Raw genomic sequence first — 21,390 nt, 5'->3', positions numbered from 1 at the left:
TCTCGTGATCGGTGGCGGCCTCGAGATCACCTGGGTGACCCTGCTGCTGCTGGTCATGGCCGGCTTCGCGGCCGGGTGGGTGGACGCCGTCGTCGGCGGGGGCGGGCTGCTGCAGCTGCCGGCGCTGCTGATGGTCCCGGGGATCACCCCGGTCCAGGCGCTGGCCACCAACAAGCTCGGGTCGATCTTCGGGACGACGACGTCGGCGATCACCTACGCGCGACGGGTCAGGCCCTCGATGACCACGGCGCTGCCGATGGCCGCGGCGGCGCTGCTGGCCAGCTACGGCGGCGCGGCGGTCGCCGCCTCGCTCCCGGAGCGGATCATCCTGCCGCTGATCCTGCTCGCACTGATCGGCGTGGGCGTGTTCACCGCAGTGAAACCCCACGTCGGGCAGCTGGAGAAGCTGCGGCACGCGGGGATGGGCCACCTGGCGCGCGCGGTGACGATCGGGCTGATCGTCGGCTTCTACGACGGTGTGCTCGGCCCAGGCACCGGCACCTTCCTGGTCATCGCCCTGGTCACCGTGCTGGGCTACAACTTCCTGAACTCCTCGGCGCAGGCGAAGGTGGTCAACGTGGCCACGAACCTCGGCGCGCTGCTGTATTTCTTCCCCGCCGGACACGTGTTCATCGGTCTCGGGCTGGTGCTGGGTGCCGCGAACATGGCCGGGGGCTACCTCGGCGCGCGGATGGCGATCGCCAAGGGATCCAAGTTCATCCGGGCGGTGTTCCTGGTGGTGGTCTTCGCGCTGGTGATCAAGCTGGGCTACGACGTGGCCATGGACCTCTTCGGCTGATCATCGACGGCGCGGCCTCCGTCGACGCCGGCCAGGTCCGCACCGTCTCGATCGACGCCGGCTAGACCGACGCCGGCCTGATGTTGTGGTTCAGCCGGAACAGGTTGGTCGGATCGTAGCGAGTCTTGATCTCGATCAGCCGTCGGGTCTTGTGCCCGCCGTAGACCTCCTGAACGGCCCCCGTCGGATCGGTCTCATGCTCAGCGCCGAGGAAGTTCACATACTGGCCGTCGTCGGCGTGGGGTTCCACGGCGGCGTGCGCCCGCCGAGCAAACGCCGTCAGGCGAGAGTCCTCGGACGGGTCCTGCCAGAACCCGTAGATGTTGAGCCAATAGCGGGCCGAGCGGTTGGGAAAAGCGGTGGCATCCTCGGCCACCCGGCCGAAGGCGCCGTCCATATGATGGATGTCGAAGCCCGTACCGATCCAGGTGAGCTCCCCGGCGATCTCCAGCAGCGCGTCGATGACCTCGTCATCGAGACGCGAGAAGGAGGCGTTCTTCCAATAGCCGCGCGCACCCTTGGGGAAGAGCCCGTCCATTGCCGACTGCCATGCAAGCCATTGGACCGGCTCGATCTCCTCGGCGTCGGGCGGGGCATGCTCGCGCAGCCGGTCCACCAGTCGCGAACCCTCATCCAGGTCTGCTCCGACCCAGACGACCCCGATGACCAGCACCGGCTCCTCGCCGACCCCGTACTCCGAGGGCAGCCGAATGATCGAGAGGATGCTGGTCATCTCGTCGGGCAGGTCCTCGGTCCACCGGGCGAACGCCTGCAGCGCCTGCCGCCAGTGGGGCCGGCCGTAGACCAGATTTCCACCCAGAACCTGTTCCGGCAGTCGCTGTGCCCGGTAGACGAAGGAGGTCACCAGTCCGAAGTTCCCGCCCCCTCCGCGGAGCGCCCAGAACAGGTCTGGGCTGTTCTGCGCATCTGCATGCACGTGCTCCAGGTTGCTGGTGATCACCTCCGCGGAGATCAGGTTGTCCAGCGTCAGGCCGCAGGCCCGGGTCAGCCAGCCGACCCCGCCACCCAGGGTCAGTCCAGCGACCCCGGTGGCGCTGATCACCCCGAGCGGGACCGCGAGGCCGTGCGGGACCGTGGCCGCGTCCACATCGGCGAGGGTCGCGCCGGGCTCGACCGTCACGATCTGAGTCTCAGCATTCACGTCGACGCCGCGCAGCAGGCTGAGGTCCAGGACCAGCCCTGCCTCGACGGTGCCGTGCCCGGCCACATTATGTCCTCCGCCGCGGACCGCGAGCGGCGTTCCAGTGCGTTGTGCGAGGTCGAGCACGGGCTCGACATCGGCGATGCTGCCGGCTCGGACCACGGCGCGGGGATGAACGTCCACCATGCCGTTCCATACCCGGCGCGCGTCTTCGTACAGCGGATGGTCCGGTTCGATCACCACGCCCGACAACGAGGATCTGAGTTCCTGCAAGGACTGGTCGAGGTCTCGATCTGTGTCCATGTCTGCGCCCTCCATGTGGAGGTTGTCTCTTGACGCCGGGCGCCCGATCGCCGGAGCGCTTCAATGCGGCGTGGTGGGGAATGACTTAATTCTGAGCAGGCCCGCGCAGCGCTGTCAACGGTGCATGAACGCTGGGCTGAATCACCTGTGACGGGGGCTTTCATCGACCGCCTGCGGCTGACCGATTCCTGTTTCGAGCAGGAGGTCAGTCGAGGCTCTCGAGGAGGTCGGCGGCTTCGGCCTGGAGCTCTTCGACGGCGACCTCGGCCTCCTCCTCGGAGAGCGCGTCTTCCAGCGGGACCGCCACCGTGACGATGTGCGAGCCGCCGCGCAGGGTGATGGCGGCATTGTGCTCGGTCTCGCCCTCAGCGCTGATCCGCCGGGTGGTGCCCAGTGCGGCGTCGGCGGTGGAGGAGACGTCGACGGTGTCCACCGAGGTGGAGGTCTCTGCGGAGTCCTCTCCGCCGCGGCTGGCGGTGTAGGAGTCGCAGGAGTCCAGTCCGTCCTCTTCCGCGGCGAGGTACGCATCCGCGGCGCGCCAATCGCGGAAGGTATAGATCACGGCCTGGCGCGCTCCGGGCAGGTCCACGGTGACGGGCTCGGGCTCGGGCTCTTCCTCGTCCTCGGAGCCGCCGTTCTCTGAGTCACCGGAGTCGTCGGAGTCGTCGGAGTCTCCGTTCCCTGGATCACCGGATGCGCCGTCGCCCTCAGGGTCGGCATCTTCTCCTGACTCGGATTCATCTGCAGAGTCATCTCCGGACTCGTCGTCCTCGGTGCTGGCGAGCTGGAAGCGCGCCCGGTCACCGAACGTACCGGCTTCGGGGTCGCCCTGGGCATCTTCGGGCTCCTCGGGCTGCTCATCGCTCCGGTCCTCAGCAGACTCGGTCGTCTCGTCCGCGTAGGCCACCAGCGCGCCGGCAGGAACCGGCACCGCCGAACGCACCACGAACTGCTTGCACTCAGGCGGGTCGACCACCAGCCGCTGCAGCTCGGTCTCGATGTCGCGCAGTCCCGCCCAGTACTCCGAGGTGTCGCTCAGCGCGGCATCCGGGTAGCGGGACTCCAGCTGCTCACGCATCTCCTCGTGGGAGAGCTGGTTGCCGGAGGGTTCAGGGACCTGCTGCTGGACTCCCCCGGTGCTGGTGTCCGGCTCGGCCGCCGGCGTCCCGGCCTGCTCCGCGGGGGAGCTCTCACAGCCGGTGAGCAGGAGCACTCCGAGGAGCCCGAGCGCTGCGCCGACGGTGGGACGGCGGCGGCGCTGCGCGGCGCGAGTGGAGGGGAAGAAAGTCATCTAGAACAGTATGGTCGCGAACGTCCCCACCTGGGTGAATCCAACACGCTCGTAGGCGCGAATCGCCGCAGTGTTGTAGCTGTTCACATACAGGCTCACGGTGGGCGCCAACTTGAGTCCGTGCTCGACCACGGCGGCCATCCCCGGCCCGGCCAGGCCACGTCCGCGGTGGCTGGGCCGCACCCAGACGCCCTGGACCTGGACCACCTCGGGGCTGACCGCGCCGAACTCGGCCTTGAAGACGATCTCGGAGGTCTCGGGATCCACCGCGATGATCGAGTGTCCTGCGTTGATGAGTCCGCGCACGCGCTCCCGGTACTGGCTTGCGCCCTGGGCGTAGGGGGAGAATCCCAGCTCTTCGGTGAACATCGCCGCACTGGCCGTCTCCACCCGGGGGAAGTCCCCCGACTGGGACAGCCGTGCCCCCGCGAGCGGCTCCACTTCAGACACCTCGGTGATCGACATCAGCGGCTGGTCCGGCCGGACGTCGCGTGCGCCGGTCCAACCGGTGGCCTCGAAGAGGTGCAGGGCAGCATCGGCGCCCCCGTAGATCGAGGCCACTCGTCGGCGCATCGCACCGACGGCCACCCCTAGGAGTTCTCCCTGGGCGGCGGTTGCCGCCACGGGGATGATGTTGCTGCCCGTCCAGCAGGCGGCGAGCAGCCCGTTCTCGCCGTCGATGCCGAGCACCACGGCGCCGTTGCGGCCCTTGCCGGGCGCGGCAGAGCGGCGGGCACGCACGGTCGCGGTGACCGAGACATTGGCCACCGGATCGGTGGCGAGCAGCTGCTCGAGCGCAGGGGTGTCCCCGTGTCCGAGCACACGGACCTCTCCGCGGGTGGCGCGGTGCACGCGTGCGGCTGCGGCGTCAGCTGACGGAGACCACAGGGGCACTCGCTGCCTGAGCATCTCCATCGGATTCGCGTTCCATCTCCTCGGCCAGCCGGTTGGCTTCTTCGATCAGGGTCTCCACGATCTGGTCCTCGGGCACGGTCTTGATGACTTCGCCCTTGACGAAGATCTGTCCCTTGCCGTTGCCCGAGGCCACGCCGAGGTCCGCGTCGCGGGCCTCGCCTGGTCCGTTGACCACGCAGCCCATGACGGCCACGCGCAGCGGCACGGTCATGCCCTCAAGGCCGGCGGTGACGTCATCGGCCAGGGTGTAGACGTCGACCTGGGCGCGTCCGCAGGAGGGGCAGGAGACGATCTCGAGCTTGCGCGGGCGCAGGTTCAGCGATTCCAGCAGCTGGTTGCCCACCTTGACCTCTTCGGCCGGCGGGGCGGAGAGCGAGACGCGGATGGTGTCGCCGATGCCCTGGGAGAGCAGCGCGCCGAAGGCCACGGAGGACTTGATGGTGCCCTGGAAGGCCGGTCCGGCCTCGGTGACGCCCAGGTGGAGGGGCCAGTCCCCGCGCTCGGCGAGCATCTGGTAGGCCTGGACCATGATCACCGGGTCGTTGTGCTTGACCGAGATCTTGAAGTCGTGGAAGCCGTGCTCCTCGAACAGCGAGGCCTCCCAGACGGCGGATTCGACCAGCGCCTCGGGCGTGGCCTTGCCGTACTTGTCCATGACCCGCTTGTCCAGGGACCCGGCATTGACGCCGATGCGGATGGAGACGCCGGCGTCGCTGGCGGCCCTGGCGATCTCGCCGACCTTGTCATCGAACTGTCGGATATTGCCGGGGTTCACGCGCACGGCCCCGCAGCCGGCCTCGATGGCGGCGAACACGTACTTGGGCTGGAAGTGGATGTCGGCGATCACCGGGATCTGCGACTTCATCGCAATGATCTTCAGCGCCTCGGCGTCCTTGTCCGTGGGGCATGCCACCCGGACGATGTCGCAGCCAGAGGCGGTGAGCTCGGCGATCTGCTGCAGAGTGCCGTTGATGTCATGGGTCTTGGTGGTCGTCATCGACTGCACCGAGACGCGGTGATCACTGCCCACACCTACTGACCCGACCTGGAAGTTGCGCGTCTTCCGGCGCGGCGCCAGCACTGGCGGCGGCGCGGAGGGCATTCCGAGATTGATCGCGGGCACAGACTCTCCTGATGGATCTTGAGTGTTGACGTCGGTCAGACGTCAGATTCTTGGGGCATCGGCGAGGGTCACCCGCCTCTCCCATGGTACCGCCCGGTGTGGACGCGGCTAGTCGAAGAGGCGGATCGGGTTCACGATGTCCGCATAGATCAACAACACGCCCATGACCAGCAGCATTCCAACGACCACATAGGTCAGCGGCAGCAGCTTGGAGATGTCGAAGGGTCCCGGATCCGGGCGGCCCAGCAGCTTGGCGAGTCGACGGCGCAGGCTCTCATACAGCGCCCCGGCGACGTGGCCGCCGTCGAGCGGCAGCAGCGGGATCAGGTTGAACACCATCAGCGCCACGTTGACCCCTGCCACCAGGGAGATCAGCGAGGCGAAGCGAGACTCCAGCGGGATCTCCTCCTGAGCGGAGAGCTCCCCGGCGATCCGCCCCACACCCACCACCGAGAGCGGCCCGTCGGGGTCCCGCTCGGCGGAGGTGAAGGTGGACACGGCCACGTCGTAGAGGCGCACCGGCAGGTTCGCGACGACGGCTCCGACCGCCTTGGACTGCTCCCACACCACCGGCCCGGCCTCCCAGAACGGCTGCTGGACCAGCTCCTGGTCAGCACCCATTCCGATGAAGCCCACCGGTTCGGTGATGAGCGCGCCGTCGTCGTCACGCTGGGCCCGGCCCAGCCCGTCGCTGATCGGTCGCTCGGTGAGGATCGGGGTCAGCGTGGTGGTGGTCTCCTCACCGGCGCGGACGTAGGTGACCTCGCTGGACTCGTCGGCCGACTCGCGGATCAGCTCGGTGAGCTCGTCCCAGGTGTCCACCGACTGACCGTTGAAGGCGAGGATCTGATCGCCCGGGCGCAGACCCGCCTCATAGGCCGGTCCGGCGGGGTCGTCGGCGGTGCACTCGCTCTGCCCGGCGTCGGCGGCATCGGCGGAGACCACGCATTCGAAGACCTCGCGGACCGTGGTGTTTGGTTCGGCGGTGCCGTGGAAGGAGATGATCCCGGCGGTCAGCGACAGCGCGATCAGCCCGTTCATGGCCGGGCCGCCGAGCATGATGATGATCCGCTTCCAGGTGGGCAGCCGGTAGAACATCCGGTCCTCGTCCCCGGGCTGCAGATCCTCGGCCGCGACCTCGCGGGCGTCGGCGGAGAGCTGCTGGAAGATCCCGGTGGACTGCGAGCGGACGGTCTTGGTCGTCGTGCCGGGTCCGCTGCCGGGTCCGCCGCCGTCAGCACCTGCACTCGACGACGACGCGGCGGGGGCGCCGTACTGGGCGCCGACCTCGCGCAGATAGGGGTCCCGCGGGGCGGCATCCTCGCCCAGGGCGGCCTCGGCCGATTCGTGGTCCTCCTCGACGGGGTGGTTCATCGTCCCGGTCTCATCCGGGGGCGGGTACATCCCGATCATCGCGACGTAGCCGCCCAGCGGGATCGCTTTGACCCCGTATTCGGTCTCGCCGCGGCGGCGGGACCACAGGGTGGGGCCGAAGCCGACCATGTACTGGGTGACGCGGACCTTGAAGAGCTTGGCGGGCAGCAGATGCCCGATCTCATGCAGCGCGATGGACAGCGCGATCCCGAGGGCGACGATCACGATGCCGGCGATCATCAGCAGCGCGATCATGCGCGCACCTGGACTGATCCGGCGGCGATGCGCTCATCGGCGGCGGCCCGGGCCCAGTGCTCCGCGCCCAGGACCTCCTGGAGCGAAGGTGCGGCGCGGCTGCTCGTGGGGTGGTAGCGCTCAAGCACGGCTTCGACCGTGGCGACGATGCCCGGGAAGCTGAGCCGGCCGGCGTGGAAGGCCTCTACGGCTTGTTCGTTGGCGGCGTTGTAGACGGCCATGTGGGTGGGTGAGGCGGCGCAGGCGCTCTTGGCCAGGGCGACGGCGGGGAAGGCCTGCTCATCGAGCGGCTCGAAGTCCCACTGCATGGCCTGGGTCCAGTCGATGGGCACATCGATCTGCTCGAGGCGTTCGGGCCAGGACAGTCCCAGCGCGATCGGGATCAGCATCCGTGGGTGGCCCGCCTGGGCGATGGTGGAGCCGTCCCGGAACTGGACCATCGAGTGGATCCACTGCTGCGGATGCACCACGGTCTGGATGTCCGCCAGCTCGATGTCGAAGAGCAGATGCGCCTCGATCACCTCCAGCGCCTTGTTCACCATGGTCGCGGAGTTGGTGGTGACCACCCGGCCCATCGCGTAGTTCGGGTGTTTCAGCGCCTGGGCAGGGGTGACCTCGGCGAGCGCGGCGGCGTCCCAGCCGCGGAAGGGCCCGCCGGAGGCGGTGACCACCAGGCCGGAGACCTCCGAGGCGCCGCTGAGCTGGGAGTTCCCGTGTGCGGGGACGGAGCAGAGTCCACGCTCATGTCGACCGGAGCTCAGCGCCTGCGCCAGCGCGGAGTGCTCGGAGTCCACCGGGACCAGCTGTCCCGGGCGCTGCAGCGCCTCGGCGACCAGCGCGCCGCCGACCACCAGTGACTCCTTGTTCGCCAGCGCCAGGGTGGCGCCGGAGCGCAGCGCGGCGAGGGTGGGGCGCAGACCGATGGAGCCGGTCATCCCGTTGAGCACGACGTCGGCGCCGGACTCTCCGGCGATCTGCACGGCCGCTTCCTCACCGGTGAGGATCTCGGGGCGGCGCCCCGCCGTGCCGACCGCCGGGGACGAACCCGGCGAGCCGGCTGACAGCGCGCGCTGAAGCTCGCCGGCCGCGCCGTCGTCGGCGATCCCGACCAGCTCGGCGCCGGTTGCGGCGACCTGCTCGGCCAGCAGTGCGGCATTGGACCCCGCGGCCAGAGCCACGACCTCGAATCGGTCCGGGTGTGCGGCGATGACCTGCAGCGCCTGGGTTCCGATGGAACCGGTGGAACCGAGGATCGCCACGCGGCGCTTGGGGGAAGCCATAGCCACCATTATGGCGCACCGAGGTCGCCCGTGATGGGCGTGCACAGTACGCTGGGAGCACAGCAGTTGCAGACCCATGCGGCCACAAGCCGATGAAGGAGCCTCACCGATGATCACACTGCGTGCAGTGGAGACCGAGGACCTGGAGCAGTTCTTCGTGTTCCAGCAGGATGCCGACGCCGCACATATGGCCGCATTCGCCTCGACCAACCCCAAGGACCGCAGCGTCTTCGACCACCATTGGGGCGAGCTGCTGAACTCCGATGACATCATCGTGCGCACCATCGATCGCGACGGCCAGCCTGTCGGCTCGATCGCCGCGTTCGAGGATGAGGACAGCCGGGAGATCACGTTCTGGATCGAGAAGCGCTTCTGGGGCCAGGGCATCACCACCGAGGCCGTGCAGAAGTTCCTCACCGAGTTCCCCGAACGCCCCGTCACCGCCCGCGTGGTGGTGGACAACCTCGGCACGCTGAAGATCCTGGAGTCCCTGGGCTTCACCGAGACCGGCGAAGAGTCCAGCTTCTCCAACGTCCGCGCCAAGGTGGTGCAGGAGAAGATCCTGCAGCTGGGCTGAGCGGCCCTGCGACTCCGCCTGCACCCTTGCCGCGCCTGCCGCGCTGAACAGTGTCAAATCGCGACACACTCATGACATTGTTCTGACCTGGGCCTAGTATGTGTTCAATGCCACTGACGGTGACGTCTTGAACCTAAGGGGGTCCGCGCGTGAACGCCACAGCCGCCAGGGTCGCGATGGGTCGAGACCCGGAGCGCGCGAAGGTGCTGCGCGCGATCTACAGCACTCTTGCCGGGCGGAGTGCCGTCTGCTTCCTCGAGGGCACCATCGGTTCTGGGAAGTCCACGCTCGCGGGCGAGGCGCGAGCCTGGGCGGCCTCCGCCGGACTGACCGTCATGGCCGTCTCCGATCTGACACCAGACGCAGAAGTGGGCGAGGCGCTGCAGCAGCACGGACCGGGCCCGTACTGCCTGGTGGCCGATGACCTGCACCGTGTCGAGCCCGGGATCCAGGCGTCCCTGGAGCAGCTGATCGATCACGGCGCGCTGACGCTCAATGCGGGTCCTCCGGTGCTGATCATCGCGACTGCCTCCCCCACCACCGATCCACTCACCCGTCGGCTCGCGAAGATGGCCGCGCAGACCGGGACCCGGATCACCCTGCGTGGCGTCACAAAGCACGAGCTCGACAAGCTGCTGCGCCAGCACGGCCATCGCCTCGCCGAAAAGTCTCTCGCTGTGGTGCACGCCCGCGCGGCCGGAAACCGTGGCCTCGCACTGCGCCTCGCCGGCGCCGGACTGACCTCCGACGCCATGGCCCGCTCAGTGATTCCACAGTCATTCCTGCAGCCCGAACTCGAGCAGATGGCACCATGTCTGCGCACCTTCCTCGAGGTCCTCGCCCTCGACGGCGGCGACTCGTCGACCGGGCAGACCGCGGAGGTCGCCGCACTCGCCCTCGAAGCGGCCACCCGCACGGTGACGGCCGCGTTGGACGTCGATTCTCTGGTAGATGCGCTCAACCCCATCCTGACCGGCAATGGTCGAGAAGTGTGTCTTCACGATCAAGCCTGGCGCGAGGCGACGGTCGCGCTGATCGACCCTGCCAGGCGTCGGCGGCTGCACGATCTCCTCGCCCGGCGCACGAGCGGTCTCGCACAGGCCAGACATCTCAGCGCGGCCTCCCCCGACGGGGACCCCGAGCTCGGCGACACCCTCGAAAGCGAAGGGATCCGAGCGCTGGAAGCGGGAGACTATTCCTCCAGTGCGGAATACCTTGCGCTGGCCATGGGTGTCAGCCGTGGGCCCGAACGGTACCGGCGGATGGTCTCCTCCTGTCTCACCGTGGGCATCGCGGAGAACCCGGGCGGCATGGCCTCCCTCTTCACGGAGGTCGGGCTGCTCGAAGACCCCGCCCTGGCCGCGTTCTTCCACGCCGGACTGGCGTTCTTCACCGGTCGGCTCGCCGAGGCCCGCCGCCTGCTGCTGACCCAGCTGCGCAATCCATGGTCGAACAAGTCCTTGGACGATCTCACTCATTGGCGCATGCTGATCCTGCTGTGCTCTGTGGAGATCGCCGCGGCCGATGCGCGTGCCGCACAGGCCGCCGTCGCGGCGGCACAAAGCCTTGAGGTCGAGCCCGCCACCCCCATCGACAGGGCCCTGAGCCGAGTGCTGGTCATGCACGAGGTCTACGCGCTGTGGAACTCCGGAGCAGTCGAGGAGTCCATCACTCGTCTGAACGCCTTCCTGATCGAAGCCGCCGATACCGCCGAACACACCGATGCGCTCTACTTCCGCGCACGCGCGCACTTCTACGCCGGCCATACGACTGCCGCACTGGATGATCTGGAGCGCGCCGAGGAGGGCCGGCATCGCCGGGTGGTCCCTGCGGCGGCCCAGCGCGGAATGGCTGAACAGGCCATGATGGAGTTCCAGCTGGGACGCTGGACCGACGCGATCCTGCGCGCGGAGCGGGTGATCGCGATGGCTCGCACCACGCATGACTGGCGTGGTCTCGCAAGCTCCCATGCGGTCCTGGCGATGGCCGCCGTCGCCCATGCCGATGAGACCGCCGCCGCCGAACATGCTGACTGGCTGAGTCATCATGTGACCACCTCCAGCGCACTGCCCCTCTATAACGTCATGACCGCGATGGCCTGGACGGCGAGGATGGCTGGGGACCAGGAGCGGGCCCTCGGCGTGATCGCCGATTTTCGGGGCAGCAAGCTGAGCACCTGGACCGAGCGCGTGGGTCTCATCGGGTGGCGGGCGCTGGAGATCGAAGCGCTGCTGGACCTCGAGAATCCGACCCGAGCGCGGCTTGCAGAGGCCGAGCGACTCCTGGCGACGTTCTCGCAGAAGGTGGCCGCGCACCCCGCGCTGCCGCTGCCCTATGGCCACCCGCAGGCGCTGCGGGCCAAGCTCGCCGCGCAGCGCGGAGATCTCATGACTGCCGTGGCGGACTACCGGGCCGCCATCTGGCTCACCGCAGACTTTCCGCACACCAAGGCCCGACTCCACCACAGCCTCGGCGTCGTCCATCGCGAACGCGGAGAGCACACAGAGGCTGACGATCAGCTCGAGGCGGCGCGGGACATCTTCGCCCAGCTCGGCGCGGCTCCGGAGCTGACCGCGGTCAAGGGCAGACTTCTCTCCGTGGCTGGCCGCTATGCCTCGCTCACTCCGCGGGAACGGGACATCGCTCACCTGATCTCTCAGGGCCGGACCAACCGTCAGATCTCCGAGAGCCTGTTCGTCTCGCAGAAGACCGTGGAGTATCACGTGGCGAACCTGCTGCCGAAGCTGAGGATGGACTCCCGGCGTGAGCTCTGGACCGCGGCGGCGGTGACCTCGCAGCGCACCAGCCCCCCGGAGCAGACGCCGGGATTCGCACCCGGCGTCCGCGCCTGAGCCGGGACCAACCAGCTCAGTCGTAGGCTCGCTGTACGTCATCGGCGCCTCCGGCCGCGAAGGCATCTCCCTCCTCGCGCGCATGGCCTCCCAGGGCCGTCCGCAATGATCTCAGCCCGTAATACATCCGCGTCCGCAAGGTCGCGACCGGAACCCCCGTCTGCGCCGAAAGCTCCGAATAGCCGACGCCGTTCAGCTGGACAGCGGCGATCACCTGGCGGTGCTCGTAGGTGAGTGTGGCCAGGGCCTCATAGAGGACCAGCCGCTCCACAATGAGGATGTCCTCCGTCACCTGCTCGCTCGGCCACTGCATCTTCTCCAGGTCCGACGGCGCCGGGCGCCGGGCGCGGGCGCGCAGGGAATCGATGATCAGGTTCCGCGTGATGGCGAACAGCCATGTCCGCACCGAACCCCGTTCGCTGCGGTAGAGGTCTCTGTTTCGCCAGGCGCGGATGAAGGCCTCCTGAACACAGTCCTCTGCCTCGGCTCGGTCACCCAGGGCCTTGCGCGCGAAGGAGAAGAGAGCCCCTCCATGCGCGGCAAAGGCGTCACGGACGTCCAACTGTGTGTCATCTTCTGCCTGCATCGGAGGCACCCCCTCGTGTGGCGGTGGAGCGCTCCTGGCGGCTGCGGGTCGAGAACTGGTCTTGCCTGGAAGGGAGTGGGCTGAGGGCAGGCGGCGGGGCAGTCACGGCGGAGCTGGGAGGAACAGGCATAGCGAAGCATCCCGGAGATCTGGCAGGGAGTCCTGCAGGGGTGGATCCACCGGCGAAGGGGCCGGCGGGCCCTTGTTCACTCTAGAGACTAAAGTCCACACCCTCCGGGGTGCCCTGGGGTGCCACCCTAGGGTTTTGCCGCTGCGCAGACCATTGTCCGAATCAGCAGCCTGAGGAAAACTCCTGCTCGGTGTATTCTCAGGCCCATGACTGTGAGCCACGCAACGCCGGCGTTTCCCGAAGACTCTCCCCTCGACTCCGCTCGCTCCGCCGAGACACAGGTCGAGACACACCCCGCGGCCCCCGCTCCACGCCCGGGTTCACTGCGCTGGGGCATCCTGGCCACCGGGTTCATCGCCGGGCAGTTCACCTCCGATGCGCTGATCGCCGGACTCGACGTGCGCGCCGTAGGCTCCCGCTCTGCGGAGTCCGCGCAGCGCTTCGCAACCACCTATGGGATTCCCCGCGCCCACGACTCCTATGAGGCGCTCGTGGCGGACCCCGAGGTCGACATCATCTACGTGGCCACCCCGCATCCGATGCACCGCGAGACCGCCGGGATGGCGCTCGAAGCGGGCAAGCATGTGCTCGTGGAGAAGCCGTTCACGCTCAACCGCGCCGAAGCCGTGGAGCTGCGCGACCTCGCCGCGCGCCGGGGACTGCTGGTCATGGAGGCCATGTGGACCCGATACCTGCCGCATATGCGCCGGATTCGCGAGATCATCGCCGCCGGCGGAATCGGCGAGGTCCGCACCGTCTTCGCCGATCACACCCAGTCCCTGCCCACCGACCCGGAGCACCGGATCAACGCGCTGACCCTCGGCGGCGGCGCCCTGCTGGACCTCGGCATCTACCCGATCTCCTTCGCCTGGGACATCCTCGGCGAACCGATCAGCATCCAGGCCGCCGCACATTTCGGTGCCACCGGCGCGGACACCGAGGTCGCCACCGTGATGACCCACCTCTCAGGGGCACTCTCGACGACGACGACCTCCTCGCGCGCGAAGGGCCCCAACACCGCCCATATCGTGGGCACCGAAGGGCGGATCGACATCGACGGGGTCTGGTACACCTCGACGGACTTCAGCCATCGCGCCGCCGACGGCACGCTGCTGGAGCGCTACGAGTCTGCCCGCGACGGTGTGGGCATGCAGCATCAGGCCCTCGCGGCCGAGGACTACGTGGCCCGCGGGGTGCTCGGAGGCGAGCGGCTCAGCGTGGACGATTCGGTGCGGATCATGGGCACCCTGGATGAGATCCGCGCCCAGATCGGACTGCGCTACCCGGGCGAGCCACGGCTGCGCTGAAGTTCAGCTGCACCTGAACTTCAGGTGCACCGAGCTTCAGGTGCCCTGCGTCTCGGGCCGGCTGCGCGTCAGCGGCCCGGCCGCAGCGCGGCGAGCTCAGGCGTGTGCAGCCGTTCCATGACCGCATCGGTGTGACTCGGCGGCTGTTGACGACCGAACCTGCTCACCAGCACCGTCACCGCGAAGGCCAGCGGGACGCACCACAGCGCCGGGGAGACCAGCAGCTGCGTCGCTCCGTCCTGCACCGGGCCCTCCCCCAGGGCCAGACCCAGCACCTGCGCGGTCAGCGAGCTCACCGCGCCCACCGTCATGCCCCAGAACGCGCCCTGCGCGGTGAGCCCGCGCCACCACACCCCGAGCAGCATCACCGGGGCCAGCGCGGAGGCGGTGAAGGTGAAGACCATCGCCACCGCACCGGCGAGCGCCAACTCGGAGGTCGCCGATCCCACCACCAGCGGGACCGTGATCGCCAGCAGCGCACCGAGCCGGAATCCGCGCACGGTGCCGGAGAAGAACTCCTGCGAGAGCACTCCAGACACCGAGACCACCAGCCCGGAGGTGGTGGAGAGGAACGCGGCGAAGGCTCCCCCGGCGATCAGCGCGGTGAGCAGGTCGCTGGCCAGACCGTCGAAGACCGCGGCAGGCAGCCGCAGGATCGCGGTGTCGTGGCTCAGACCACCGGTGCCCGCCAGCGCACCGGCCCCCGTCGTCGTGCCCCAGACCATCCGGGCGATGACCCCGAGCAGCACCGGCAGCAGGTAGAACAGCACGAGCAGGCCCAGCAGGAAGGTGGTGGTGCGGCGGGCGGCGCCGCCGTCGGGGTTGGTGTAGAAGCGGACCAGGACGTGGGGCAGCCCGAGGGTGCCCATCATCAGGGCCACCATCACGGAGAGGCTGCGGGAGAACTCCCCCCACTGGTCCCCGGAGTCGCTCAGCGAGGCCAGCCCGGCGGACCAGGCGCCGTTGAACTCCGGCAGCTCCAGCCGCTCCCAGAATCCGACCTGGAGCAGGATGAACACCGTGGGCACCAGCAGCGCGGTGAGCTTGACCCAGTATTGGACCGCCTGGGCGAGGGTCACCGAACGCATCCCGCCGGTGAGCACCACGAAGAGCACCACGAGGGCGACCAGCAGCGGTCCCACCCAGCCGGGCGCCCCGCCGGTGGCCGAGAGCGCGATCGAGGCGCCATGGAGCTGCGGGACGATGTAGAGCCAGCCGGCGGCGACCACGACGATGACCGTCATCCTGCGCATCATCGCGGAGCGGAAGCGCAGCACCACGAAGTCCGGGATCGTATAGGCCCCGGATCGGCGCAGCGGGGCGGCCATGAACAGCAGCACGATCAGGAAGCCTGCGGTGTAGCCGACCGGGAACCACAGCCCGTAGGTCCCGTGGGCCAGGATCAGCCCGGCCACGCCCAGGAAGCTCGCTGCGGAGAGGAACTCCCCGGCGATCGCCGAGGCGTTCATCCAGGGCGGGACCCGGCGTGAGGCCACGAAGAAGTCCCCGGTGCTGCGCGAGAGGCCCGGGCCGCCGAGCAGCAGGGTCACCGCGCACACCAGGGCGACGGCGCCCAGGACGGCGATCTGCTCACCGGTCACCGCGGGTCCTCGGCGGTCGGGGCGGTCTGGGCGGTCTGGGCGGGTGAGGCTACGGCTGCTGTGCGGGGCCTGGTGCCGGGGCTCTGCAGGCTGAGTCCGAGCACCTCGGCCCACAGCTGCTCATTGGCCTCTGAGCGCCGGCGGAAGTACCAGGCCAGGCCCAGCAGCACCGGGAAGAAGCCGACGCCGGGGACGGCCCAGGTCAGCGGCACGCCCCAGAGCGTGAGCGATCCGAGCCCGGTGGTGACCAGCAGCAGGCTGGTCACCACCACGGTGCAGAAGAATCCGACGCCGAGGATCAGCGCGAGCCGCAGCTGGGCGCGGATCAGCCCACGCACCGCCTGGGCGCGCTGATCGGAGTCTGCTCCGGCGGTACGGGCGTGGTCGGCGGCCTGGCTGCGGGTCAGCAGCGCCTCGCGCACGGTGGGCACCGCCTCGGGGCCGCGAACCGCGATCCGCAGGGCGGCGGGGCCTGTTGGGCCGGTGGGGCCGGTGGGGCCTGCGTCGGAGTCGCTCATCAGCGGCCGGTCTCCAGGCGCTCGCGCACCTGGGGCATCAGCCGTCGGCTGACCTCAAGCTCGGCACCGGGCACTTCGATGAGCATCCGTCCCTGTCGGCGGGTCACCCGCTGCACGTGGATGAGGTTGACCAGGGAGGACCGGTGGGTGCGGATGAACCCGTGCTCCTCCCAGGCCTCGGCAAGCTCCGCGAGCGGGGTGCGCAGCAGGTAGGTCCCGGCCTGGGTGTGGAGCCGGGCGTAGTCTCCATGGGCCTGGACCCAGCGGATGTCCTGCAGGTTCACCAGCACCGTGGAGTCTCCCTGCAGCACCGCGACCCTGACCGGCTCGGGCCGATCCTGCGCGGCGGTCTCCCGGGCCGCCGCCGCCCGACGCAGCGCCTCGGCCAGCCGCTCGCCGCGCACCGGTTTGAGCAGATAGTCCCGGGCTTCGAGCTCGAAGGCCTCCACCGCCGGATGGGCATCGGCGGTCACGAAGACCACCTGCGGTCCGGCCTCAGCCTGGGGCTCGACCGCCGGGAGGTCCCGCAGCCGGCGCGCCAGCGCCAGACCGCTCATCCCGGGCATGTGGATGTCCAGCAGCACCACATCGATCCGTCGCTGCTGCAGCACCTGTTCCGCGCTGCGCGCGTCCGCTGCGGTGAACACCTCGCCCGCCTGGGGTTCGGCGGCGAGCAGCCACTTCATCTGAGACAGCGCCAGCGGTTCGTCGTCGACCACCAGGACGGTCAGGCCCTGCGGATTCACACTCGCTTCCATCAGGATCCTCCCTGGGGCTCATGACGCTGGACTGGCTGCTGCTCTGGGCGGTCTGGGTGGTGCTTCTCGGGCTGGAACGGATCGGGCTGGAACGGATCGGGCTGAAACTTCGGGACCCGCATGGAGACCTTCATCCCGGCCCCGAGTGCGGTCTCCACCACCAGCCCGGCGTCGGCGCCGTAGGCCTGGCGCAGCCGCAGATCCACATTGCGCACCCCGATGTGGGCGTTGCCGGCCTCCCCGTGGAGCACCTGGTGCATCGCTTCGGGATCTGCGCCGTGCCCGTCGTCCTCCACGCTGATCTCGGCATGGGTGGCGGTGTCCGCGGCTCGCAGCCAGACCGTGCCGGATCCGGAGTCCGAATCCATTCCGTGGCGGACCGCATTCTCCACCAGAGGCTGCACCGCAAGGAAGGGGATGCGCACGCCGAGCACCTCCGGGGCGATCTGCAGCTTCACCTGGATGCGGTCGCCGAAGCGCGCCTTCTCCAGCAGCACATAGCTTTCGACCGCGGCCAGCTCCTCGCGCAGCGTGGTGAACTCCCCTTCGGCGCGCAGGCTGTACCGGGTGAAGTCTGCGAAGTCCAGCACCAGCTCACGCGCCCTGACCGGGTCGGTGGGAATCGTCGCGGCGATGGCGTTGAGGCTGTTGTAGATGAAGTGCGGGGAGATCTGCGCGCGCAGCGAGCGCAGCTCTGCCTCGACGAGCTGGCGCCGCAGCTGCTCCTCCACCGGCGCCTCGCTCAGCTGTGCCCGGATCTCCGGGCTGATCACCGCATCCCGGGTCGAGGCGGGGCCGGCGTCGTCGTCGTGGGTGCGGTAGAGCAGGACGGCAGCCAGGATCACCCCGACCACCAGGGCCAGGGCGAGCACCAGGGGGGCGAGCTCTGCCAGGAAATTCATCGTGCTCATCCTATGAGGGCGCGGGTCGATCTGTTGCACAGCTCATGATCCGACCGCCAGGCGCAGCCCGATGACCACTCATCGCTAATCCAGTGCCGCTCATCGCACAACATCGCGCTGAGGCCGATCGTGACCCGGGTCACACTGCACTCTGGAGGTACACACATGTGACCGAGGCCCGCTTCCGCGTGCCGACGCTACTTTTTAAGGAGCCGCAATGACACAAGTCAATGCCCCCGACGCGGGGCCCGTTGACTACCAGGAGGTGCAGGCGCGCGAAGACTTCCAGGAGCTTCGCCGGACGCACCGGAGCTTCGTCTTCCCGATGACGGCGTTCTTCCTCATCTGGTACATCGCGTTCGTGATCGTCGCCGCGTTCTTCCCGGACGTGATGGCGATCCCGGTCTGGGGAAACATCAACCTCGGCCTGGTGCTCGGACTCGCGCAGTTCGTCACCACATTCGTGATCACCGGACTCTATGTCTGGTTCAGCAACTCGAAGATGGACCCGAAATCCTCGGCGATCCGCATCGAGCTCGAAGCCCGAGGCGCGGGCCTTCCTGAGGAGGACAAGCACTGATGAACTCCCTGATCAACGCATCGATCACAGATGCCGGACTGACGCCGCTCGCGACCGCGGCCGCGGAAGCGGGCTCCGACGTCGGCAGCCCGCTGGCGAACATCTCCATCTTCCTCGTCTTCGTGGGCGTCACGCTGTTCTTCGTGATCCGCGCGTCGAAGAACACCAGCACCGCCGCCGACTACTACGCAGGCGGACGCTCCTTCTCCGGCACGCAGAACGGCACCGCCATCGCCGGCGACTACCTCTCGGCGGCGTCCTTCCTGGGCATCGTGGGCGCCATCGCGATCTACGGCTACGACGGCTTCCTCTACTCCATCGGCTTCCTGGTGGCATGGCTGATCGCCCTGCTGCTGGTCGCCGAACTGATGCGCAACACCGGCAAGTTCACCATGGCCGACGTGCTCAGCTTCCGTCTGCGTCAGCAGCCGGTCCGCATTGCCGCAGCCATCTCAACCCTTGCGGTCTGCCTGTTCTACCTGCTCGCACAGATGGCGGGCGCCGGCGCGCTGGTCGCGCTGCTGCTCGGCATCGAGAGCGGGATCGGTCAGTCACTGATCATCGCTGTGGTCGGCTCGCTGATGATCTTCTACGTCTTCATCGGCGGAATGAAGGGCACCACCTGGGTGCAGATCATCAAGGCCACCCTGCTGATCGCCGGCTCTGCCGTCATGACCGTCTGGGTCCTGGCGCTCTACGGCTTCAACTTCTCCGAGCTGCTCGGCGCAGCGGTGGACAACACCGGTGAAGAGGCTCTCCTCGAGCCCGGCCTGCAGTACGGCGCGGATCTCTTCACCAAGCTGGACTTCATGTCCCTGGGCATCGCACTGGTTCTGGGCACCGCCGCCCTGCCGCACGTGTTGATCCGCTTCTACACGGTTCCCACCGCCAAGGACGCACGCAAGTCCGTCGTGGTGGCCATCGCCCTGATCGGCGCGTTCTACCTGTTCACCCTGGTGCTGGGCTACGGCGCAGCGGCACTGCTGGACACCGAGACGATCCTGGCAGCACCCGGCGGGCAGAACTCCGCGGCACCGCTGCTGGCCTACGAGCTCGGCGGGACGTTCCTGCTGGGCTTCATCGCCGCCGTCGCCTTCGCCACCATCCTCGCGGTGGTCGCGGGTCTGACGATCACGGCCTCGGCCTCCTTCGCCCACGACGTCTACGCCCAGGTCATCAAGAAGGGCAAGATCGACTCCGCCGGCGAGGTCAAGGCTGCCAAGATGACCGTGATCGTGGTCGGCATCCTCGCGATCCTCGGCGGCATCGGTGCACAGGGGCAGAACGTCGCCTTCCTGGTGGCGCTGGCCTTCGCGGTCGCCGCCTCGGCGAACCTGCCGACGATCCTGTTCTCGCTGTTCTGGAAGCGCTTCACCACCCGTGGCGCGCTGTGGTCCATGTACGGCGGACTCGGCTCGGCGCTGCTGCTGATCGCCTTCTCGCCCGTGGTCTGGGGCCGCGACACCTCGTTCTTCCCGGAGATCGACCTGGCGCTGTACCCGCTGACCAACCCGGGTCTGATCTCGATCCCGCTGGCCTTCCTGCTGGGTTGGATCGGTTCGCTGACCTCGAAGGTGGCGGAGGATCCGGCCAAGCAGGCCGAGATGGAGATCCGCTCGCTGACCGGTGTCGGCGCCGAGAAGGCCGCCGACCACTAGGCCTTCTTCACCCCCATTCGTTGAGGGGCGGATTCTACGAGTACTTCATGCCGGAAACGGCAGAGGCTGCTCGGAGAATCCGCCCCTCAACTGTGTGTGGTGGGATTTTCGGGACGCCAGCCTTGCTGGACCAGGACACACTGGATGCGTTGGATCCCGCGGCGCCCCTGATCCCCCATGTGGTCCGCGGTGATCCTGACCTCGAGCCAGCCCAGCTGCTCGGTGATCTCGCTGCGGCGCACATCTTTACGGACGCTGCCCGGTGTGGAGTGGAGCTCCTCCCCCTCCTACTGGATCGAGACGCGGAACTCCGGGATCGCCAGGTCAGGCTCGAACCACGGGTGCCCGCTGGGATGCCGGATCACCGGATTCACCCGCGGTTCAGGCAAGCCGGCGAGATGCATGAAGAAGCGCAGTCGGGACTCCTGCGGCGAATCGACGCCTTCGCAGATGAGCTCCAGCGCCTCCCGCACGCCCCAGATAGGCGGGCGAGGTGACCCTGAAGCCTGCGAGGTCGACGATGAACCGCTCAGGCACCGTGATCCGGTGCCCCACAACCAAGTCAGGCCGCTGCACGCGGGAACCTCCTGCGGGGCTGCTGATATGGAACGGCGGCGCGGCATGCCGGAGGCCAGGAGACGCGCCCGTCGTCGTCCTGTCGCCGGCACGAACAGCGCGCGTCGGCGGCGACCATCCCGGGGCAGGTCCAGTGACTCCACGGTATTCAGTGCACACCCGGGCAACGCGCCAGGGGCGGCCGAGGCCTCGGCTGTGGAGCCGGAGCAGCTGATCCGGTCCTGGGGAAAACTCCGCGGAGCCGGGTCCCAGGACCCTCATCGAGAAGAGAGAGAAAGGAAAGGGTCAGCCGACGGAGGCCATGATCTCGGTCATCTTGTCCAGGAAGGCGTCCACCTGGGCCTCGTCGTAGCCGTTGTGGCCGTGGGCGCCGCTGAAGGTGATGGTGCGGACCTCGTCGACGCTCATCGGGTTCTCACCGTCGAGGTACTGCTCAAGCTGGCGGCAGAGCTCGTCGACCTGCTCCTTGCGGTAACCGTTGGAGGCCGAGTGCGCGGGCTCGCGGAAGCGTCTGCCGTCCGGGCGGGAGAGCCGTCCGCGCAGCGGCTCAGCGCGCTCGGCGAGCATCTCGTACCAGGCGTCCTCGCCGTGGGCATCGATGTATTTGTCCCGCTCGGCGCTGGCGAAGGCGTCCTCAAGCCGGTCCAGCGCGCCGTCCACCTCAGCAGGGTCATAGCCGCCGCCGGTCATGGAGAAGCTGACGTCACGGATCTCGGACAGGGCCATGCCCTCGCCGGAGTCATAGGCCACGCGGGCCCGAGCCATGAATTCGTCAACCTCGTCGCGGTTGTACCCCTGCTCCTGGTCGCTCAGAAGCGTGAACAGTGCAATCTCGTTCGCCAT

Annotated in this window: 19 protein-coding genes; 6 read left to right on the top strand and 13 right to left on the bottom strand. The window is 68.5% G+C overall.

The features are described from left to right. The first annotated feature begins 4 nt into the window (after positions 1 to 4). Entirely contained in the window at positions 5 to 799 is a 795-nt protein-coding gene (locus LTH96_RS02310; protein WP_370642650.1) for a TSUP family transporter, read from the top strand. 61 nt (positions 800 to 860) lie between these two features. Here LTH96_RS02310 and LTH96_RS02305 read toward each other — a convergent pair whose 3' ends face one another. The 6 genes from LTH96_RS02305 to dxr form a co-directional block, all read right to left on the bottom strand. Beyond that, positions 861 to 2,264 carry an FAD-binding oxidoreductase gene (locus LTH96_RS02305; protein WP_241464080.1) on the bottom strand — a complete coding sequence of 468 codons (1,404 nt, stop codon included), beginning with the start codon at positions 2,262 to 2,264 and terminating at the stop codon, positions 861 to 863. A gap of 205 nt (positions 2,265 to 2,469) precedes the next feature. Further along, complete coding sequence (locus LTH96_RS02300) at positions 2,470 to 3,555, bottom strand: hypothetical protein (protein ID WP_241464078.1); 1,086 nt, start codon at positions 3,553 to 3,555, stop codon at positions 2,470 to 2,472. Next, positions 3,556 to 4,464, bottom strand: coding sequence for a DUF4081 domain-containing GNAT family N-acetyltransferase (locus tag LTH96_RS02295; RefSeq protein ID WP_241464076.1), 909 nt, complete (start codon positions 4,462 to 4,464; stop codon positions 3,556 to 3,558). Further along, on the bottom strand, positions 4,424 to 5,572 hold the full coding sequence (ispG, locus tag LTH96_RS02290) for a flavodoxin-dependent (E)-4-hydroxy-3-methylbut-2-enyl-diphosphate synthase (protein ID WP_255727281.1): 1,149 nt from the start codon (positions 5,570 to 5,572) through the stop codon (positions 4,424 to 4,426). Before ispG ends, LTH96_RS02295 begins: the two co-directional genes overlap by 41 nt. Positions 5,573 to 5,701: 129 nt before the next feature. Next, a complete protein-coding gene (locus LTH96_RS02285) occupies positions 5,702 to 7,222 on the bottom strand; it encodes an RIP metalloprotease (RefSeq protein WP_241464073.1) in 1,521 nt (506 codons plus the stop codon). Then, positions 7,219 to 8,502: a 1-deoxy-D-xylulose-5-phosphate reductoisomerase gene (gene dxr, locus LTH96_RS02280; RefSeq protein WP_241464072.1), complete on the bottom strand. Its 1,284-nt coding sequence runs from the start codon at positions 8,500 to 8,502 to the stop codon at positions 7,219 to 7,221. The genes LTH96_RS02285 and dxr overlap by 4 nt, the downstream gene beginning before the upstream one ends. A gap of 109 nt (positions 8,503 to 8,611) precedes the next feature. On the opposite strand from dxr, the gene LTH96_RS02275 reads away from it, so the two are divergent. Together LTH96_RS02275 and LTH96_RS13135 are read left to right on the top strand one after the other, a co-directional pair. After that, a complete protein-coding gene (locus LTH96_RS02275) occupies positions 8,612 to 9,079 on the top strand; it encodes a GNAT family N-acetyltransferase (protein ID WP_241464070.1) in 468 nt (155 codons plus the stop codon). Positions 9,080 to 11,676: 2,597 nt separating this feature from the next. Then, complete coding sequence (locus LTH96_RS13135) at positions 11,677 to 11,931, top strand: response regulator transcription factor (RefSeq protein ID WP_370642692.1); 255 nt, start codon at positions 11,677 to 11,679, stop codon at positions 11,929 to 11,931. A 16-nt stretch (positions 11,932 to 11,947) separates the two neighbouring features. Here LTH96_RS13135 and LTH96_RS02265 read toward each other — a convergent pair whose 3' ends face one another. Continuing rightward, positions 11,948 to 12,517, bottom strand: coding sequence for an RNA polymerase sigma factor (locus LTH96_RS02265; RefSeq protein ID WP_241464068.1), 570 nt, complete (start codon positions 12,515 to 12,517; stop codon positions 11,948 to 11,950). A gap of 336 nt (positions 12,518 to 12,853) precedes the next feature. Between LTH96_RS02265 and LTH96_RS02260 the strand changes: the two genes are divergently transcribed. Beyond that, positions 12,854 to 13,954, top strand: coding sequence for a Gfo/Idh/MocA family protein (locus LTH96_RS02260; RefSeq protein ID WP_241464067.1), 1,101 nt, complete (start codon positions 12,854 to 12,856; stop codon positions 13,952 to 13,954). A gap of 68 nt (positions 13,955 to 14,022) precedes the next feature. Here LTH96_RS02260 and LTH96_RS02255 read toward each other — a convergent pair whose 3' ends face one another. From LTH96_RS02255 to LTH96_RS02240, 4 genes are read right to left on the bottom strand one after another with little or no spacing between them, the layout of a single operon-like run. Continuing rightward, positions 14,023 to 15,555, bottom strand: a complete 1,533-nt coding sequence (locus LTH96_RS02255; RefSeq protein WP_241464066.1) for a cation acetate symporter — start codon at positions 15,553 to 15,555, stop codon at positions 14,023 to 14,025. Continuing rightward, positions 15,552 to 16,073 (bottom strand): hypothetical protein, encoded by a 522-nt coding sequence (locus LTH96_RS02250; RefSeq protein WP_241464065.1) that lies wholly within the window; start codon positions 16,071 to 16,073, stop codon positions 15,552 to 15,554. Before LTH96_RS02250 ends, LTH96_RS02255 begins: the two co-directional genes overlap by 4 nt. Beyond that, positions 16,073 to 16,831 carry a LytTR family DNA-binding domain-containing protein gene (locus LTH96_RS02245; protein ID WP_241464064.1) on the bottom strand — a complete coding sequence of 253 codons (759 nt, stop codon included), beginning with the start codon at positions 16,829 to 16,831 and terminating at the stop codon, positions 16,073 to 16,075. The genes LTH96_RS02250 and LTH96_RS02245 overlap by 1 nt, the downstream gene beginning before the upstream one ends. Further along, positions 16,831 to 17,733, bottom strand: a complete 903-nt coding sequence (locus tag LTH96_RS02240; protein WP_370642653.1) for a sensor histidine kinase — start codon at positions 17,731 to 17,733, stop codon at positions 16,831 to 16,833. The genes LTH96_RS02245 and LTH96_RS02240 overlap by 1 nt, the downstream gene beginning before the upstream one ends. Positions 17,734 to 17,950: 217 nt before the next feature. Here LTH96_RS02240 and LTH96_RS02235 point away from each other — a divergent pair, with 217 nt between their 5' ends. Together LTH96_RS02235 and LTH96_RS02230 are read left to right on the top strand one after the other, a co-directional pair. Then, positions 17,951 to 18,313: a DUF485 domain-containing protein gene (locus LTH96_RS02235; protein WP_241464062.1), complete on the top strand. Its 363-nt coding sequence runs from the start codon at positions 17,951 to 17,953 to the stop codon at positions 18,311 to 18,313. Next, on the top strand, positions 18,313 to 19,971 hold the full coding sequence (locus LTH96_RS02230; RefSeq protein WP_241464060.1) for a cation acetate symporter: 1,659 nt from the start codon (positions 18,313 to 18,315) through the stop codon (positions 19,969 to 19,971). Before LTH96_RS02235 ends, LTH96_RS02230 begins: the two co-directional genes overlap by 1 nt. 287 nt (positions 19,972 to 20,258) lie before the next feature. On the opposite strand, the gene LTH96_RS02225 is transcribed toward LTH96_RS02230, so the two are convergent. Next, a complete protein-coding gene (locus LTH96_RS02225) occupies positions 20,259 to 20,444 on the bottom strand; it encodes a hypothetical protein (protein ID WP_241464058.1) in 186 nt (61 codons plus the stop codon). A 388-nt stretch (positions 20,445 to 20,832) separates the two neighbouring features. Then, on the bottom strand, positions 20,833 to 21,390 hold the full coding sequence (locus LTH96_RS02220) for a DivIVA domain-containing protein (RefSeq protein ID WP_241464056.1): 558 nt from the start codon (positions 21,388 to 21,390) through the stop codon (positions 20,833 to 20,835).

The sequence above is a fragment of the Nesterenkonia sp. LB17 genome (assembly GCF_022565915.1).
In the GTDB taxonomy this organism is placed as follows: Bacteria; Actinomycetota; Actinomycetes; order Actinomycetales; family Micrococcaceae; genus Nesterenkonia.
The sequence above is the reverse complement of the archived record's forward strand: the minus strand, read 5'-3'. Positions and strand labels throughout refer to the sequence as shown.